The organism is Ruania alba (assembly GCF_900105765.1).
Classification (GTDB): Bacteria; Actinomycetota; Actinomycetes; order Actinomycetales; family Beutenbergiaceae; genus Ruania; species Ruania alba.
In genome coordinates this window covers 2,487,797-2,505,194 of sequence record NZ_FNTX01000002.1, presented here as the reverse complement: position 1 = coordinate 2,505,194, position 17,398 = coordinate 2,487,797, and the positions used below count along the sequence as shown (strand labels likewise).

The following is a 17,398-nucleotide window of genomic DNA, read 5'->3' as shown; positions in this document are numbered from 1 at the left end:
TCCTGACCGTCCCGACCGGTGGTCGACGCCACCGTGCGCGTTCGCGGCTTTCAACTTCCGGCCACATCAACTCTCCTCCCGAAAACCGCCCGCCGTGCCGCACGCCGCAGCGTCAGCAGCACGGCATGCCCCGCCACGGCGATCCCCAGCACCGTGGTGATCGCCCGGGTCAGATCCCACGGCAACGAGGTCACCACGCTGTAGGTGAGGAATCGGGTGAGGTTCTCGATCAGCGGACCACCCGGCACGAAGGAGATCTCGGTGGCCCCACCGAGCAGAAACGGCCAGAACGAGAGATTCATCGCCACTCCGAACAGCACCGAGGCGACCGCTCCGTAGAGCGCCAGCATTGCAAGCTCCGCGATGCCGCGCACCCGGATCCGTCCGATGCAGTCCGGCAGCAGCCCGGCCCCCAGCCCCACCCACGCCGCACCCAGCATCTGGTACGGCAGCCACGGCCCCACCCCACCGGTGAGCAGGGCAGAAGCGAACAGCGTGGTACCGCCGAGCAGGAAACCGAACCCCGGCCCGAACACCCGGCCACCGAGCACGAGCAGCACGAACACGGTCTCCACTCCCCCGGTTCCCGCGGCGATCGGGCGGATCAGTGCCCCCACTGCCGACAGCAGGCCGAGCATCGCCACCGCACGGGTGTCCATCCCACCGTCACTGACGGCGATCGCCACCACCAGCAGCGAGGCCGCCAGCACCACACCGAGCACGATCGGCGCGGCTGCCTCGTCGTCGAGGGCCGCACCTGCGTCGAGGAAGAGCGGCCACGCGAAGGCGAGGACACCGAGCATGCTCACCGCGACCAGTGCGAGTGCCAGCCTCGGTGAGAGAGGCAGAGCCGCCGCTCGCGGTTCGCTCACGGCTCCTCCTCGGCCAGCACAGTGCTCACTTCGCCCACTGTCAACCACGGCTGTGGGCTGAGCACCTTCGCTACCTGCGGGGCGAGCAGCGCGGAGTCGGCCAGCACCTCCCGCACAGGTCCGTCGGCAACCACACCACCATCTGCCAGCTGCACCACCCGATCGGCCACCTGCGCCACGAACTCCACATCGTGGCTGGCCACCACCACCGCGTGGCCGGCATCCGCGAGCCCCTCCAGCACCACAACGAGGTGCTCCTTGGCGGCATAGTCGAGCCCGCGCGTAGGTTCGTCGAGCAGCAGCACCTGCGGGCTGCGGGCCAGTTGGATCGCCACCGCGAGCGCCAGCCGCTGCCCCTCGGAGAGATCGCGCGGGTTGGCCTCCTCGTCGACGCCAGGCACGAGCGCGTCCAGCAGGTTCCGGGTGGTCCCGGGCTCGGCACCCGCGTCGGCATCGGCAGTGCGGCACTCCGCCGCCACGGTGAGCAGGTAGAGCAGGTCCTCAGGTGACTGCGGCACCAATGCGGCCTGCTCATCCCCGTGCACGCGGCCGCTCTCGAGCCGCTGCGCCCCGGCGAGCGCCCACAACAGTGAGGACTTCCCGGCACCGTTGCGCCCCATCACGGCAGTCACGTGCCCAGAGCGAACGTCGAGATCGATGCCGTCCACTGCGATCATGCCGTCGTAGGTCACCCGCACCCGTTCGGCGGTCACCACCGCCTCCCCGGGGTCACGCGTGGGGAGCACGGGCGAACCGAGGCGCTCGCGCAGGGGTGCGCTGCGCCGTCGTGCCTCTCGCACGGTGAGCGGCACGGGCTGCCAGCCGGCCACGCGGCCGAGCTGCACCACCGGCGGTGCCACGGGGGCGATGGCGAACACCTCGGCGGGGTCGCCGGCGTGGGCTCGGCCGCCGTCGAGGGAGATCACCATGTCCGCGAAACCGACGACGCGCTCGAGCCGGTGCTCGGCCAGCAGCACCGTGACGCCGGCGTCATGGACCAACCGGGCCAGGGCGGCGAGCACATCTTCGGCCGCTCCCGGGTCGAGGGCGGAGGTGGGTTCGTCGAGCACCAGCACCCGCGGCTGAGCGGTCAGCACGGCCCCGATCGCGACCCGCTGCTGCTCCCCACCGGAGAGGGTGTGCAGCGCTCGGTCGCGCAGGTCGGCCAGTCCGAGCAGGTCCGCCACCTCCTCCACGCGGCGCCGCATCAGCGCCGGTGCCACCCCGAGCTGCTCCATGGTGAAGGCGAGCTCGTCGGCGACGGTCTCGGTGACGAAGGTCGCCTGCGGGTCCTGCCCGACCACCCCGACGACGTCCGCCAGGTCCCGGGGCTGGTGGGTGCGGGTGTCGCGCCCGGCCACCCGCACGCTGCCACTGACCTGCCCGCCGGTCAGGTGCGGCACCCGGCCGCTGACGGCGCCCAGGAGCGTGGACTTCCCCGATCCGGTGGGGCCGACCACCAGGCACAGCTCACCCTCGGCGACGACGGCACTCACCTCGGTCAGCACGGGCTCGCCGCCGTAGCGGACAGTGAGATTCTCGATCTCGATCATGCGGCCTCCGTCAGGGCAGGGGCGGCGAGCGCCGCGGCCGCGACGATGCCGAGCAGCAGCGGGTCAGTGCCGGCTGCACGTCCAGCGAGGGCGACCACGAGCGCGAGGGCACCAACTCCGGCCACGACCCACGCCCGCACGCCCCACGGCAGCGGCCGGTAGCGGGTACGCACCACCGCGCGGGAGGCCAGCACTGACGCTCCCGCTCCCACTGCGGCACCCCCGATCAGCAGGGCGAGACCCAGGCCGCGAGGAGCACTGGCATCGAGCAGGGCGTAGGTTCCGGCGATGGCGGCAACCAGCGCGGCACCCACCAGCACGGTGACGCCGCGGCGGCCACCCCGGTGATCCGGGTGCACGCGGGCGTACCCGCGCGAATCCATGGAGGCAGCCAGATCGAGCGCCTGGTCGAGCGCTCCGGCGAGCACGGGAACCAGCCGGGCAGCGAACGCCCGCAGCCCGCTCCTGACCTCGCCGCGCAGCGCCTGTGCCCGGCGGACCCGCGCGATCGCGGTGATCAGTTGCGGGGTGACGGACACGGCGATCACCGCGGCGGTGCCGAGGTGGTGCAGCGATCCCGGCAGGCACCGCAGCGCCAGGCGCGGGTTCGCGATGGCGTTGACCGCGCCGAACGTGATCACCAGCGTGGCCAGGGACAACCCGGTCAGTGCTGCACTGGTGAGGCCGTCGGCGTGCACTGGGCCGAGGAGTGAGAGGTTGGTGAACCATCCGGGCAGGTCGATCTGCGGCCACGACCACAGCACCGGGCTGGAGTCCGGGAGCCCGACCAGGAGGTAGAAGCCGGTGCGCACCGCCACGATGACCGCGCCGAGTGCGATCGCGGCCGGGAACGCCTTCGCCCATGGCGAGTCCGCCCGGCACGTCACGCCCACGAGCAGCACGGCCAGCAGGATCAGCCCTGTCGCCGCCCCGGCGGGCAGGCGCACGACGGCGACCGTCACCCCAGCCGCCCAGGCCCACCAGGCCAGGGGGTGAGTGAGGGTCGCCGTCGTCATGGCTTACTCAGCTGCGAGCGCGACGGCGCACGACGAGCACGATGGCAGCGACCAGCGCGAGCCCGAGCACGACGGCGAGGATCGGCAGCACCGGGGTGGAGGATTCCTCGGCGGGCTCGTCAGCATCCTCGGCGGACTCGTCGGTGGTCTCCTCCGGCTCGGCCACGGCGAGCACGTCGACGGGTGCGATACCCGGACCTTCGGCACCGTCGGAGTAGCGCCATCCCTCGATGGCGCCGGGCGCGGGGTCGGCCTCGTCGGCGCCGACCTCGTAGCTGGTCCACTCGCCCTCGGGCTCGGCGTTCCAGTAGGACCAGAAGACACCGTCGAAGTCCTCCGGTGCGACACAGGGATCCGGTTGTCCTCCGATCGCGCAGAGGTAGCCAGCCTCGCTGTTGGACGTGTCGAAGCCCGCAGACTCGAGCGCTTCACGACCGGTGGCCGGGTCACCCTCGGCGCAGCCGATCTCGATGTCGCCGCCGAGCTCGGTGGCATCGACCACGACGGTCACGCCAGTGTCATCCGCGCAGGCAGCGCCGACCGGCGCGGAGGTCACCGACTCGGCCCCGGCGGAGGGGGCGCCGAACGCACCGGCGAGGGACGCCGTCGTGAGGGCCGCGGCAGCGACAGCGGCCGGGAGGGAACGGAGGGTCAGGTGCATGGGGTGCCTTTCGCAAGGGACCTTGAGGGCACCGCGGCCTGCGGCCGGGGGCACCACCCGCAGTCCACGACGGGTCGAGCGTCTGCGTCCTGGGCAGGTAATCCGACTCTCACGGTTGCGGGACAGTGCCGGAGTCTCACCGGCTTCCCCTGGGTCCAGGACTGAATGTCCCAGTATGGCCGGTCCTGCCCTGACGGAGCGAATGGTGCGGTTGCGACGTACGGGAGGCGTCGGAATCACACCACAGTGCGCCGGCGACGGCATTGCTGCGCCATGCTGGGGCGATGAGGATCTACACGCGCACCGGCGATGACGGGAGCACCGGACGGCTCTACGGGGGCCGGATCGCCAAGACCGACCCCGTGATGGACACCGGCGGGGACGTGGACGAGGTGGTCGCACTGCTGGGAGTGGCGCGCGCTGAGCAGGCCGGCGAGCCCGAGCTTGCGGAGGTCATCCTCCGGCTGCAGCGCGAACTGTTCGTGCTCGGCGCCGACATCGCGGCGAACCCGGATCGACGGCACAAGCTCGACCCCGGAGTGTCGCTGGTGACCGAGGAGATGGTCACCGGTCTGGAGGAACTCATCGACGATCTGGTCGCGGCCCGGCCGCTGAAGCCAGTGTTCGTAGTTCCTGGCGCCACCGCCCAGGGTGCGGCGCTGGACCACGCCCGCGCTGTGGCCAGGCGCGCGGAGAGGCACGCGCTGGCCGCACGGGAGGCGGGCGGTCAGGTGAGCGACGCCGTCGGGCGTTACCTGAACCGGCTCTCGGACCTGCTGTTCGTGCTCGCCCGGCACGCTGCCGGAGAGACGGAGGAGCCCACCACCCGCTGACCGACCCCCGCCCACCGACCACCAGCCCACCGGGGGTGAAGTTGACGTCGGTTATGGCCAGATAATCGACGTCAAGTTCACCCCCGGTGCGGGTGGCGTCGGTGCAGGTGGCGCCCGACCTCAGCGCGTGGAGAATGCCGCGTCGAAGGCGGCCTCCGACGGCTCGTACTTGCTCAGGTTGCGCACGAACTCCAGTGCCTCGGGGGCCCCGACGAGCCGGTCCATACCGGCGTCCTCCCACTCCACCGAGAGCGGGCCGTCGTAGCCGATGTGGTTGAGCGCCCGGAACGCGTCCTCCCATGGCACGTCGCCGTGGCCGGTGGAGATGAAGTCCCAGCCGCGGCGGGGGTCCGCCCACGGCAGGTGCGAGGACAAGCGGCCGTTGCGGCCGTTGTTGATGCGCACCTTGGTGTCCTTGCAGTGCACGTGGAAGATCTTCTCGGGGAAGTCGAGCAGGAAGCCGACCGGGTCGAGCTGCTGCCAGACCATGTGGCTGGGGTCCCAGTTGATCCCGAAGGACTCGCGGTGCCCGATCGCCTCGAGCGTCTTCACGGTGGTCCAGTAGTCGTAGGCGATCTCGCTGGGGTGGACCTCCAGCGCGAACCGCACGCCCTGCTCGTCGAAGACGTCCAGGATCGGGTTCCACCGGTCGGCGAAGTCGGTGTATCCGGCTTCGACGAGCTCGTCCCGCACCGGCGGGAACATCGCGACGTACTTCCAGATCGACGAACCGGTGAACCCGGTGACGGTCTTGACCCCAAGGCGCTTCGCGGCGCGGGCGGTGTTCTTCATCTCCTCGGCGGCGCGCTGGCGCACACCTTCGGGGTCCCCGTCGCCCCACACCGAGTCCGGGAGGATGTCCCGGTGGCGCTCATCGATCGGGTCGTCGCAGACCGCCTGCCCCTTGAGGTGGTTGGCGATCGTCCAGACCTTGAGGTTGTTCTTCTCGAGGATGGCGAGCTTCTCGGCCACGTAGTCGTCGTCGGTGGCGGCGCGGTTGGGGTCGAGGTGGTCGCCCCAGCAGGCGATCTCGAGGCCGTCATAGCCCCATTCGCCGGCCCGCCGGCACAGTTCCTCGAACGGCATGTCGGCCCACTGGCCGGTGAACAGGGTGATCGGTCGTGCCATGGATGTGCTCCTTCGGACTCAGGCGGGATGGTCAGGCGGGAACTGCGGTCCAGGTGCTGTTCTCGGCCGAGGACCGCTCGACGGCGTCCAGCACGCGCTGCACACGCAGCCCGTCGGCGAAGGACGGCTCGGGCTGGTTCCCCTCGGCCAGCGCGGTCACCAGGTCGACGACCTGGTGGGTGAACCCGTGCTCGTAGCCGAGCCCGTGCCCCGGGGGCCACCAGGCGGCGATGTAGGGGTGCTCGCCCTCGGTGACGAGGATGGTGCGGAACCCGTTCGTGCGGGCCGGCTCGCGGGCGTCGAAGTACTGCAGCTCGTTCAGCCGCTCCAGGTCGAAAGCGACCGACCCCTGAGTGCCGTTGATCTCGATCCGCAGCGCATTCTTGCGACCCCACGCGAACCGGGTCGCCTCAAACGTGCTGATCGCCCCACCGGAGAGGCGCGCCAACCAGATCGCGGCGTCATCGACCGTGACCGGACCGCGCTCCTCACCTCCGACACCGGCGATCCCCACCCGCTCGGTCTCGACCGGCCGTTCCTTGATGAAGGTCTCGGTCAGCCCGGCCACCCCGGTGATGTGCTCACCGGTGATGAACTGCACGGCGTCGGCGATGTGGGCACCGATGTCGCCCAACGCACCGGATCCGGCGACGTCCTTCTGGAGGCGCCACGAGAGCGGAGCCTCGGGGTCGGCCAGCCAGTCCTGCAAGTACTGGGCCCGGACCTGGCGGATCTCGCCCAGCTCTCCCTCGGCCACGAGCTGCCTCGCGAGCTGGATGGCGGGGACGCGGCGGTAGGTGAAGCCGACCATCGCCTTCGCACCGTTCGCGGCGGCCTTCTCGGCGGCTGCGGCCATCTGCTCGGCCTCCGCGACGGAGTTCGCCAGGGGCTTCTCGCAGAGCACGTGCTTGCCCGCCTCCAGCGCGGCGATCGCGATCTCGGCGTGCGTGTTCCCCGGGGTACAGATGTCGACCAGGTCGACGTCGTCCCGTGCGATGGCCGTGCGCCAGTCCGTCTCGGTGTGGGCCCAGCCGAGGTTCGCCGCTGCGCCGGCGAGGTTCTCGGGGTTGCGCCCGCAGATCAGGTGCTGGACCGGAGACAGCGGAAGGTCGAAGAACCGGGGCGCGACCCGCCACCCCTGGGAGTGGGCGGCCCCCATGAACGCATACCCGATCATGGCGACGTTGAGCGGTGGACTCTGACTGCTCATCTGCGTGGTCTCCTTCGACGATGGGGGTGTGCGTACGACGGTACCGGGACTTTTGCTGCCAGTCGAGCAAAAGTCCGGATCTCGGGATACGGTGAGTGCTTCTGACCCACCTGGAGGAGATCGTGACGCAGCACGCCGCCACCACGCCGCGTGCGGCAGGTGCCGGCGCGTTGCTGCAACTGCTCCGCGACGGCGCCGGCCGCACCCGGGCAGACCTGGTGGCAGAGACTGGACTAGGCCGTTCGGCCGTGACCTTGCGCGTCGACGCCTTGCTGCGCACCGGGCTGCTCGGCGCCGAGGCCGGCTCGTCCACCGGGGGCCGACCACCGACCACGGTCCGGTTCGACCCGGGCGCACGGACGATCCTCGCCGTGGACCTCGGCGCCGCCCACCTGGCCGTGGCGGTCACCGACCTTGCGGGCGTCGTGCTCACCGAGCGCCGGGAACAGATCGACATCAGCGCCGGACCGGACCAGGTGCTCGACCTGGTGCGGCGCTCCGGGACTGAGCTGCTCAGCAGCGTGCCGTGCACGCCGCTGGCGGGCGTCGGCGTCGGGCTTCCCGGCCCGGTCGAGCACTCCACCGGGCGGCCGCGCACCCCGCCGATCATGCCCGGGTGGGACGGGGCCGATGTGCCAGGAATCCTCGGTGCGGCCTTCGACGTGCCCGTGCTCGTGGACAACGACGTGGATCTGATGGCTCTGGGAGAGCACACCCAGATCTACCCGGACACCCAGCACCTGATGTTCGTGAAGGTGGCCACCGGGGTGGGCGCAGGAATCATCGCCGGCGGATCGCTGCTGCGCGGCGCCGATGGTGCGGCCGGCGATCTCGGTCATGTGGCAGTTCCCGGCGGTGCACCGGTCCGATGCACCTGTGGGAACAGTGGCTGCCTCGAGGCACTGGCGAGTGCCGGCGCCGTGGTGCGGGCGCTGCAGAGCGCCGGACGTGCCGTGCGATCCGCCGATGAGGTGCTGGCGCTGGTGGCCGACGGCGATCGGGAGGCCGAGCGACGGGTGCACCTGGCCGGGCAGAGCCTCGGCGCCGTGCTGGCCAGCTGCGTCAATCTCCTGAATCCCTCGGTGATCGTGGTCGGCGGACCGCTGGCCACGGAGGCGAGCCCGATGTTCGCGGGCATCGAGGAGATGGTCAGGTCCCGGTCCCTGCCCCTGGCGACCGCCCAGCTGCGGGTGGTGCCGAGCCGGACCCGCGGACGCTCCGCCCTCGTCGGGGCGAGCCGCGCCGTGGCCGACCATGTGCTCGCGCCGGCAGCGGTGGATCGCCTCACCGAAGCCTGAGTGGTCCGGATTGTCGCGCGCACCCCGGCACAGGCGATACTCACCCGATGACTGACGACACCGACACCCAGTTCGACCTGGACGGCCTCCGCTTCCGGATGGTGTCCTCGACCGCATCCCGGGTAGATCCCGAGTCCCCCACCGAGTTCACCTACCACCAGGACGGTCCACTGCTCTGGGGTGAGTATCTCGGAGACACCGTCACCCGGGGCAGATTCGTCGGTACGCTCGCGGCCGACGAGCTGGACATCTCCTTCGCCCACGCTCGTCGCGCCGACGGTTCTGTGGTGCACGGCCGGGCCACCAGCCGGGTGGAACGACGTCAGGATGCTCTGCTCTACCTGGTGGAGTCCTTCGAGGCCGACGGCGTCCCGCACGAGAGCGTGTGCGTGCAGGTCTGAGAGCGTCCGCCGCGTCAGTCGATCCGGCTCGGGCGGTCCGGGTTGGTGCGGGTGTAGCGCATCAGGCCACGTTCGGCCACGGCCTGTCCACGCCCAGACACATCCGTCGGCAGCAGATAGCCACGGTCGAACACCTCGTCCAGGACGAGCACGGTCTCCACACTCTTGACCTGCGGGAGGGCAGCGATGACCCCGACCACGAACCCGTGGATGACGTCCACGTCAGCACCACGGATCAGCAGCATCACATCATGTTCACCCGTGGTGATCTTCGCGGACTCGATGTCCGGCATCTCCCGGATGGCATCGAGGAAGTCGGGCCATGTCTGCGGATGGACGGTCACGAACACGAGGGCGCAGATCCCCAGGCCTGCCCGCGCGGGATCGACGCGGGCGGTGTATCCCATGATGACCCCGGCCTGGGTGAGCGCCTCGACCCGGGCGTAGGCGCTGGCCCTCGAGATGCCCACCTGCTGAGCCAGCGCCGCAATCGAGATGCGACCGTTATCTCGGAGCACCTCAAGGATGCGATAGCCGATCTCGTCGACCTGACCGGCCGAACGTCCAGCCATCCCTACGTTCTTCGCTCCCATTCTGGACATTCTGCCAAAGGGCAGCCCGATTGGGGGAACTCTTGTCACAATAGACCGGCGGCCTAGACATATAGTTCGCCCCAACGCTCGATGTCGATCCACCCGTCCAGGGTGCTTCAGCCGGAGGTTTCCGTGTTCCGTTCAACCCGCCGTACTGCGATTGCCGTCGGTCTCGCTGGCAGTCTCGCCCTCGTCGGCTGCACTGGCGGCAACACCGCCAACCAGGGATCCGACGGGAACGAGACGACCGGCGCGTCGGACAATCTGGTGATCGACACCGCGTTCTCCCTGGAGACCGGTGATCCCGGCCGCAACTATGTCCCCACCGGGAACATGGTGCTGCACGCCGTGTACGACACGCTCCTCACGTTCGAAGGGTCCGCCGAGGCCGAGCCGGTTCCGTCGCTGGCCACCGTGGAGCAGAACGAGGACGCCACCGAGTTCACCTTCACCCTCGATGGTGAGCGCACCTTCTCCGACGGCAGCACCGTTGACGCCGACGACGTGGTCTACTCCCTCACCCGGGTGCAGGGGATGACGGAGTCCAAGGCAAACTTCCTGATGACCGGCATCACGGTGGAGAAGGTCGACGACCTCACCGTGCGCCTGACCACGGAGTCCCCGTCGCTGCAGCTGCCAGCCATCATGACAAACCCGGCGCTGTCCATCCTGAACTCCGAGGTGGTCCAGGCCAATGGCGGGACCACCGGAACCGACGATGCTGCCGAGGAGTTCCTCAATGGTGAGTCGGTCGGCTCCGGTCCGTACCTGCTGGACTCCTTGGACCTCACCACGCAGGTGGTCCTCACGGCCAACCCCGAGTACGACGGCGACACACCCCCGGCGTACGAGCGCATCGTCATCCGGAACGTGAGCGAGTCCGCGACCCAGCTGATCAACCTCCAGGGTGGCGACTCCCAGCTCGCCGTCGACCTGAACGGTGACCAGGTGGCCGGCCTGGGCGAAGAGTTCACCGTCACCTCGGTGCCGTCGGCCGAGACGATCTTTCTGTTGATCAATCAGGATGCCGAGGTCGGTGGGGCCACAGCGAACCCTGATTTCGCCGAGGCCGTCCGGTACGCCGTGGACACCAGCGAGCTGCTCGAGCTGGCCGGAGCCGGGGCCGAGGCCGCTACGGGCGTGATCCCGCCGATGTTCCCCGGATCGCTGGCAGATCCGATCGGCCAGGACCTTGCCCGCGCCGAGCAGGCCCTCGATGCGTCGGGCTATGACGGCGAGACGCTCCGCCTGCAGTTCCCGAACGACTATCCCGTGGGTGGGGTGGAGTTCACACCGGTAGCAGAACGTCTGCAGTCGCAGCTGCAGGAGGCCGGGATCACGGTCGAGCTCGCCCCGGCGCCGTTCGCGACCGAGATCGACCCGTACGTGACCGGCCAGGAGGCGTTCTCCATGTGGTTCTGGGGCCCGGACTTCGCCGACTCGTCCTCGTTCCTGCCGTTCGGCCCCGGCGAGAAGGTGGGGCTGCGGGCCGGTTGGACCGCGGAGGATGCACCGGAGATCGCCGAGCTCACCGCGGCGGCCACCACCGCGACCGACACCGACGAGCGGGAGCAGGCGATGAGTGACTACGCCACCGCGATGCAGGAGAGTGGTCCCTTCGTTCCGCTCCTGGTGCCGGGAGTGAACCTCGCCGGTGACGACTCGGTCACCAACATCGAGTACAACTCCACCTGGACGCTGGACATCCGGTTGCTCGCGCCGGCGAGCTGATCACGAGCAGCTCATGACGTCGACGACACCGCGCCGGCGAGTGCTCGGGCGCTCGCCCCTGGCCGGCTATCTGCTGCGCCGGCTCGGCACGTCTGCGCTGCTCCTGGTCGGTGTCACGCTGGTGACCTTCGTCCTGACCACCCTGGTACCGGGTGACCCGATCGCTGCGGCGCTCGGTGAGGGGGCGGCCTCCAACCCCGCCACCGTGGCTGCGTACGTCGAACGCTACGGCCTGGACCGGTCTCTGCCGGAGCGCTACCTGATCTATCTGGGGAACCTCGCCCAGGGTGATCTCGGCACGTCCCTGCAGACCGGACGGCCGGTGCTCGAAGACCTGGCGACGGCGATCCCGGCGAGCGTGGAGGTGGCGATCGGTGCGATCGTGGTGAGCCTCGCCGTCGCGCTGGCTCTGGGCACGTTGGCCGCGCACCGCCGTGGGAAGGTGACCGACCAGGTGGTCCGCGTGGTCTCCCTGATCGGACTCAGCGTGCCGATGTTCTGGCTGGCGATCATGGCCTATCACCTGTTCTTCCTGCGCCTGGGGATCGCCCCCGGCTCGGGCCGGCTCTCACCACACCTGACACCACCACCGCGCATCACCGGGCTGTTCACGGTGGACTTCGCACTCAACGGAGACCCGGTGGGCTTCTTCGACGCTCTCGCGCACCTGGCGCTTCCGGTCCTGGTGCTCTCCCTGTTCACGATCGGTCTGCTGACGCGTTTCGTCCGCACCAGCGTCCTCGAGGTCCTCAGCAGCGACTACGTGCGCGCGGCCCGGGCGAAAGGACTCCCCCGACGGCGGGTGATCGCCGCCTACGTGCTCCGTGGAGCGTCGCTCCCGGTGCTCACCATGGCCGGGGTGGCGTTCGGCATCCTGCTCTCGGGCACTGTGCTGGTGGAGGCAGTGTTCGCGTGGCCCGGCCTGGGCACCTACGCCTACAACTCGGCGATCGGACTGGACCTGCCAGGCGTGATGGGTGTGGGACTCGTGGTGGGTGTGATCTATCTGGTGATCAACTTCGTGGTGGATCTGTTGTACGGCGTGCTCGACCCCCGGGTGAGGTTGGCATGAGCATGAGTACGAGCCGCCGCCGGAGGCCACTGCTGCGCCGCATCCCTGCCGCGTGGCGCACTCCGCTCGCCGTGGTCGGTGCGGTGATCGCCATCGGGTGGGTGGTCGCTGCCCTCCTCGCACCCTGGATCGCACCGTACGATCCGCTCGCTCAGGACCTCCCGCGCCTGGTGCCACCGGGCACCGAAGGAACGCTGCTGGGCACCGACCAGCTCGGCCGGGACACCTTCTCCCGGTTGCTCACCGGTGCGCGGGTCACGATGCCGCTGGCACTGCTGCTGGTGGTCAGCGCGATGGTGATCGGCACCGTGATCGGAGCGGTCGCCGGATACGTGGGGCGCTGGGTGGACGAGGCGCTGATGCGCCTGACCGACCTCGTCATGGCCTTCCCCACCGTGATCTTGGCCATGGTGATCGCCGCCTCCCTCGGTGCCTCGCTCTTCAACGCCGTGCTCGCCGGCATCATCGTCTCGTGGCCGCAGTACGCCCGCGTGGTGCGTTCGTTGGTGCTCAGCCTGCGCACGCAGAACTATGTGGTGGCGGGACGCCTGCTCGGCTACTCCCCCTGGCGCACGCTCAGTTCGGACATCCTGCCCAACCTGGCCGGCCCTGTCCTAGTGCTCGCTTCGCTCGACATCGGCACAGCGATCCTGCTGCTGACCGGCCTGTCGTTCCTCGGACTCGGCGCGCAACCGCCGATGGCCGAGTGGGGTGCGATGATCTCCAGCGCCATGCAACACATCGACGCGTGGTGGCTCGGGATCTTCCCCGGTCTGGCGATCCTGTCGGTGGTGATGGCGTTCAACTTCATCGGAGACTCGCTGCGCGACATCTTCGACCCGCTCGCGTCCGCTGAACGACTCAGCGCCGGATCGCCGCCATCCACGCACGACGACGCTGATGACCTGGCCGAGCAGGACGGAGGCACCCGATGAGCACCGTGCACATCCGCGACCTGCGGATCGCCTTCGGGCGGCCCGGCCACACCACCGAGGTCGTCTCGGGCATCTCCCTCACCCTGAGTCCTGGCCGGATTCAGGGTCTCGCCGGTGAGTCCGGGTCAGGAAAGACGGTCAGCGGGCTCGCCGTCCTTGGCCTGCTCCCGGAGACTGCACACGTGTCCGGCTCCGTCCGGCTGGCCGGCACCGAGCTGGTGGGGATGAGCGAACGAGACCTGAACAGGGTGCGCGGGGCCAAGGTCGCGATGGTCTTCCAGGACCCGTCGGCCAGCCTGCACCCGCAACTGACGGTGGGCAGTCAGCTCACCGATCATGTCCGCACCCATCTGCGCCTGACCAAGCGTGCCTCCCGTGCCCGTGCCGTGGAGCTCCTCACTCGCGTGCAGGTGCCCGACCCTGACGGTGCGCTGCACCGCTACCCGCACCAGTTCTCCGGCGGGCAGCGCCAGCGCATCGCGATCGCCATGGCCCTGGCCTGCGATCCCCAGGTGCTCCTCGCTGACGAACCCACCACCGCATTGGACGTGACGGTCCAGGCGGGGATCCTGCACCTGCTGCGCGACCTGGCGGCCGAGCGTGATCTGGCCGTGCTGCTGATCACGCACGACCTGGGCGTGATGAGTGCGGTCGCCGATGACGTCGCGGTCATGCGGCACGGTTCCATCGTCGAGTCCGGCCCCACGCACCGGGTGTTCACGGCACCGGAGCACCCCTACACGCGTGAACTCCTCACCTCGATGCCCGAAGCACACGAGAGTCTGATCGATGAGAACAGTTCAGGGGGCCAGGCGTGACCGACGTGCTCTGTGTACGTGATCTCGTGGTCGAGTACCGCGGGCACACCACCGTGCGAGCGGTGGACGGTGTCTCCCTGTCCATCAGGTCCGGTGAGGTGCTGGCGCTCGTCGGTGAGAGCGGGTGCGGAAAGTCCTCCACCGCTCGGGCAGTGGTGGGGATGGAACGCCCGCACGACGGCGAGGTCACCTTCCGTGGACACGCTGTCCCGCCGCTGCGGTTGCGCCGCCGTTCCGCTGAGCTCACCGCCATTCAGATGGTGTTCCAGGACCCGAACTCCTCCTTGAACCCGCGCAAGCGGGTCGGTGAGCAGATCGCCGACGGCGCAACGGCCGCCCGCTCACGTGGGCTCACCTCCGATCCCCCGCCTGCATGGGTCGAGGCAGTCGGGCTCGACCCGGCAATGGTCTCGCGCTTCCCGCACCAGCTCTCCGGCGGCCAACGGCAGCGCATCGCGATCGCACGAGCGTTGGCCGCACGACCGGACCTGCTGGTCGCGGACGAGCCGATCTCCGCCCTCGATGCCTCCAGCCAGGCGTCCGTGGCTGCCATGATGCGCAGGCTCTGCCTGGAAGCGAACGCCGGAATGTTGTTCATCTCGCACGACCTGTCCGTCGTACGGATCATGGCGGATCGCGTGGCCGTGATGTACCGCGGCAGGATCGTCGAGTCCGGCCCCACGGCCACCGTGTGGTCCGACCCGGTGCATCCGTACACCCGCGCGCTGCTCGCGGCGATCCCCCATCCGGACGGCCAAGGGGTGCTTCCCGCCGCCCCGGCGGCGGAGGCACCCGAGGAATGGACGCAGGAGATTCCGGAGGCACTCGAGCGGGTGTGATCAGCCCAATCCGAGCCGCTCGTGCGCTCCGCGATAGATCGCCGTGCGGAGCTCGATCGCGTACGCCGTGAGCTGCGGCATGCCGAGGTCGGCCGCGACCGCGATCTCGGCCTCGATGTCGTACGGGACTCGGACGAACTGGATCCCGAACGGATCGCTCGGACCGCCGTCGGGCGTGCCTTCGATGATCACGTAGCACGCCGTGGGCTCATCGAGCGGGTTTCCGACGCTGCCGACGTTCAGCAGCGTCCTGCCGTCATCGACCTCCAGGTAGGCGTCGTGCACGTCCCCGTACGCGACGACGTCCGGTGCCGGTCCTGGTCCGGTGAGTTCGGTGGTGGCGAACATCGCGTCGAACTGCTCGCTGGTGTGATGGAAGTGGACCCGCGTGTAGACGCTGGAGGCCGATGCGTGGAAGAGCCGGATCCTGCGGCCGCTCAGCTGCAGATCATGGACCAGCGGCAGGGTGCGCAGCCACCTCCGGTCCGCCTCGGCGAGCTCGTCATGCCACCACCGGATCTCTGCAGGAACGTCCGGGCCACCACTGACGGGGAGGAAGTCGTCCCAGTTGCCGCGCACCGTCGTCATGCACCGTTGCCTGCTGATCCGCACCGCTTCGGATCCACGCGGGCCCTTGCCCGCAACATCGCCCAGATTGAGTACGGTCGTGATCCCCCGGGCGTCGATGTCGGCCAGGACCGCCTCCAGCGCGGTGACATTGCCGTGGATGTCGGAGATCAGCGCGACACGCCGTGGAGGGATGGGCACCTGATCAGCCTAGACGTCCGACTGTGGTCGTTGGCGCCGATGGTGGCGTCCCGCGGTGGTGATCCGTCCTCGGGTACCCTCGCGATCATGGTTCACGATGTCACAGCAGTCAACGAGGCTGTGCTGCGAGACCTCACGGTCCTCGACACCGAGCACCTGCTGGCATCACAAGGCGATGACCGGCATCTCGTGCTGGCTTCGGGCGCCAACCGATACTTCAACCGGTACCGCCCAGAGCCGGACCTGCTGCGATTCGGTTCGTGCACCTCCTCGACACTTTCCAGGGCGGCATTCGCCTCGGCCGAGCGCTTGCACGGATGGCTCCGCTCGGTGCCACGGGCGTCCACCGCACATGCGATCGACGACCTCTTCGAACGAGTCCGCACCCAGCTGATCGGGAACCTCGCCCCCTATCGCGTGGCCACCACGGATGTCGTGGTCACGCCGTCAGGGAGCGACGCCGAGTTCATCCCGCTCCTGGTCGGTCTGGCCGGCGGACGTCGGGTCACGAACATCGTCGTCGGTGCGGCCGAGGCCGGTTCGGGTTCGATCCACGCGGCGGGCGGCCTGCACTTCGATCATGCGACGCCGTTCGGCGTTCCCGTTCAGCAGTTCGGACCGGTGAACGAGCAGCTCAGCAGCCGGGTCGACGTGGTGCGAGTGGACGTACGGGACTGTGCCGGCGATCCCCGCCCGGTCTCCGATATCGACGCCGAGGTCACCGCGATCGCCGAGGGACGGGTGGCTGGGGGTGAGGACGTCCTCCTGCACCTCATCGCGCATTCCAAGACCGGCCTGCATGCACCCTCGATCGAGACGGTCGCACGACTCACCGGCGCGCACCCGGGGCGGGTTCTCGCTGTCATCGACGGCGCGCAGGGTAGGTTCAGTCGACGTGGGCTTGAGGAGTCCCTCGCCCGCGGCTGGATGACGATCGTGACGGGGTCGAAGTTCTTCGGTGGCCCCCCGTTCGCCGGTGCGGTGCTCGTGCCACACACACTCTGGGCGGACCGGGATCGCCCGGCCCTGCCTGACGAGTACGGCGACTATCTCGGGCGTTCGATGCTGCCCCGCACCTGGACGCGTGCCCGCGCCGCGGCGCCGGACATCGCGAACGTGGGCCTGCTGCTTCGCTGGTGGAGTGCGCTGACCGAGATCCGGGAGTACTACTCGGTCCCCGCCCCGCTGCGGTTCGAGGTGCTGCAGACTTTTCAGGCACTCGTCCCGACGATCTTGGCGAGGATCCCGGAGTTCGATGCCGACCCGGTGGACCCCCCGGTGGATCCGGCGGGCGCCGTGCGACTCCTGGAGTCCAACACCACCGTGTTTCCGTTCACCTGCAGAGTCGGTGGCGCCATGCTGGACGACACGGCGCTGCGCACCGCACGGGAGCGGCTGCGACTCGGCACCGGCGGTGGGCTACGGGCCGAGATCGGGCAGCCGGTGGTTCTCGGTGCCGAGGGGGAAGGTCGCACCGTCCTGCGGGTGGCGCTCGGAGCACCGAACAACACCGACGTCTGCACGGCCGACGCGGAGGGGTCGACCTTCTTCGACCGGATGAGCCGCCTGGAGACCGACGTCGACCAGGTGCTCCACGCCCTGGCCGAGCAGGTACGGGCTGTGGGCGCCGACGCGGCCTCGGCATCCGGCATGCTCACCCGCTGAGCAGA

17 protein-coding genes and 1 riboswitch are annotated in these 17,398 nt (G+C 69.5%); of the genes, 9 read left to right on the top strand and 8 right to left on the bottom strand.

Going from position 1 to position 17,398, the window contains the following annotated elements:
• Positions 1-50: 50 nt before the first annotated feature.
• From BLU77_RS21475 to BLU77_RS21460, 4 genes are read right to left on the bottom strand one after another with little or no spacing between them, the layout of a single operon-like run.
• The gene (locus BLU77_RS21475) at positions 51-872 is read right to left on the bottom strand and encodes an ECF transporter S component (protein WP_245708992.1); all 822 of its coding nucleotides are present in this window, start codon (positions 870-872) and stop codon (positions 51-53) included.
• Positions 869-2,425, bottom strand: a complete 1,557-nt coding sequence (locus BLU77_RS21470; protein ID WP_089775563.1) for an ABC transporter ATP-binding protein — start codon at positions 2,423-2,425, stop codon at positions 869-871. The genes BLU77_RS21475 and BLU77_RS21470 overlap by 4 nt, the downstream gene beginning before the upstream one ends.
• The gene (locus BLU77_RS21465) at positions 2,422-3,441 is read right to left on the bottom strand and encodes an energy-coupling factor transporter transmembrane component T (RefSeq protein WP_089775561.1); all 1,020 of its coding nucleotides are present in this window, start codon (positions 3,439-3,441) and stop codon (positions 2,422-2,424) included. The genes BLU77_RS21470 and BLU77_RS21465 overlap by 4 nt, the downstream gene beginning before the upstream one ends.
• A 7-nt stretch (positions 3,442-3,448) precedes the next feature.
• Entirely contained in the window at positions 3,449-4,102 is a 654-nt protein-coding gene (locus tag BLU77_RS21460; RefSeq protein ID WP_089775559.1) for a hypothetical protein, read from the bottom strand.
• Between the two features lie 87 nt (positions 4,103-4,189).
• Positions 4,190-4,263: riboswitch (adenosylcobalamin-variant (AdoCbl-variant) riboswitch) on the bottom strand.
• A gap of 123 nt (positions 4,264-4,386) precedes the next feature.
• Between BLU77_RS21460 and BLU77_RS21455 the strand changes: the two genes are divergently transcribed.
• Positions 4,387-4,935 (top strand): cob(I)yrinic acid a,c-diamide adenosyltransferase, encoded by a 549-nt coding sequence (locus BLU77_RS21455; protein WP_089775558.1) that lies wholly within the window; start codon positions 4,387-4,389, stop codon positions 4,933-4,935.
• A gap of 120 nt (positions 4,936-5,055) precedes the next feature.
• Here BLU77_RS21455 and BLU77_RS21450 read toward each other — a convergent pair whose 3' ends face one another.
• Both BLU77_RS21450 and BLU77_RS21445 read right to left on the bottom strand, forming a co-directional pair.
• Positions 5,056-6,063 carry a sugar phosphate isomerase/epimerase family protein gene (locus BLU77_RS21450; protein WP_089775556.1) on the bottom strand — a complete coding sequence of 336 codons (1,008 nt, stop codon included), beginning with the start codon at positions 6,061-6,063 and terminating at the stop codon, positions 5,056-5,058.
• A 31-nt stretch (positions 6,064-6,094) separates the two neighbouring features.
• Positions 6,095-7,273 carry a Gfo/Idh/MocA family protein gene (locus BLU77_RS21445; protein WP_089775554.1) on the bottom strand — a complete coding sequence of 393 codons (1,179 nt, stop codon included), beginning with the start codon at positions 7,271-7,273 and terminating at the stop codon, positions 6,095-6,097.
• A 95-nt stretch (positions 7,274-7,368) separates the two neighbouring features.
• Between BLU77_RS21445 and BLU77_RS21440 the strand changes: the two genes are divergently transcribed.
• Entirely contained in the window at positions 7,369-8,571 is a 1,203-nt protein-coding gene (locus BLU77_RS21440; protein WP_342741483.1) for an ROK family transcriptional regulator, read from the top strand.
• A gap of 47 nt (positions 8,572-8,618) precedes the next feature.
• Positions 8,619-8,972, top strand: a complete 354-nt coding sequence (locus BLU77_RS21435; RefSeq protein ID WP_217632535.1) for an avidin-fold protein — start codon at positions 8,619-8,621, stop codon at positions 8,970-8,972.
• Positions 8,973-8,986: 14 nt separating this feature from the next.
• Here the strand turns inward: BLU77_RS21435 and BLU77_RS21430 are convergent, their stop codons facing one another.
• A complete protein-coding gene (locus BLU77_RS21430) occupies positions 8,987-9,565 on the bottom strand; it encodes an Lrp/AsnC family transcriptional regulator (RefSeq protein WP_245708991.1) in 579 nt (192 codons plus the stop codon).
• A 132-nt stretch (positions 9,566-9,697) separates the two neighbouring features.
• Here BLU77_RS21430 and BLU77_RS21425 point away from each other — a divergent pair, with 132 nt between their 5' ends.
• The 5 genes from BLU77_RS21425 to BLU77_RS21405 are packed head-to-tail and all read left to right on the top strand — an operon-like array spanning position 9,698 to position 14,960.
• Positions 9,698-11,296, top strand: a complete 1,599-nt coding sequence (locus BLU77_RS21425) for an ABC transporter substrate-binding protein (RefSeq protein ID WP_245708990.1) — start codon at positions 9,698-9,700, stop codon at positions 11,294-11,296.
• A 13-nt stretch (positions 11,297-11,309) separates the two neighbouring features.
• Entirely contained in the window at positions 11,310-12,368 is a 1,059-nt protein-coding gene (locus BLU77_RS21420; RefSeq protein WP_089775547.1) for an ABC transporter permease, read from the top strand.
• A 2-nt stretch (positions 12,369-12,370) separates the two neighbouring features.
• Positions 12,371-13,303 (top strand): ABC transporter permease, encoded by a 933-nt coding sequence (locus BLU77_RS21415; protein ID WP_089775545.1) that lies wholly within the window; start codon positions 12,371-12,373, stop codon positions 13,301-13,303.
• Positions 13,300-14,121: an ABC transporter ATP-binding protein gene (locus BLU77_RS21410; protein WP_089775543.1), complete on the top strand. Its 822-nt coding sequence runs from the start codon at positions 13,300-13,302 to the stop codon at positions 14,119-14,121. The genes BLU77_RS21415 and BLU77_RS21410 overlap by 4 nt, the downstream gene beginning before the upstream one ends.
• Positions 14,118-14,960 carry an ABC transporter ATP-binding protein gene (locus BLU77_RS21405; RefSeq protein ID WP_089775541.1) on the top strand — a complete coding sequence of 281 codons (843 nt, stop codon included), beginning with the start codon at positions 14,118-14,120 and terminating at the stop codon, positions 14,958-14,960. Before BLU77_RS21410 ends, BLU77_RS21405 begins: the two co-directional genes overlap by 4 nt.
• On the opposite strand, the gene BLU77_RS21400 is transcribed toward BLU77_RS21405, so the two are convergent.
• Entirely contained in the window at positions 14,961-15,728 is a 768-nt protein-coding gene (locus tag BLU77_RS21400; RefSeq protein ID WP_089775539.1) for a metallophosphoesterase family protein, read from the bottom strand.
• An 87-nt stretch (positions 15,729-15,815) separates the two neighbouring features.
• Between BLU77_RS21400 and BLU77_RS21395 the strand changes: the two genes are divergently transcribed.
• Positions 15,816-17,393 (top strand): hypothetical protein, encoded by a 1,578-nt coding sequence (locus BLU77_RS21395; protein ID WP_139177882.1) that lies wholly within the window; start codon positions 15,816-15,818, stop codon positions 17,391-17,393.
• Positions 17,394-17,398 lie beyond the last annotated feature (5 nt).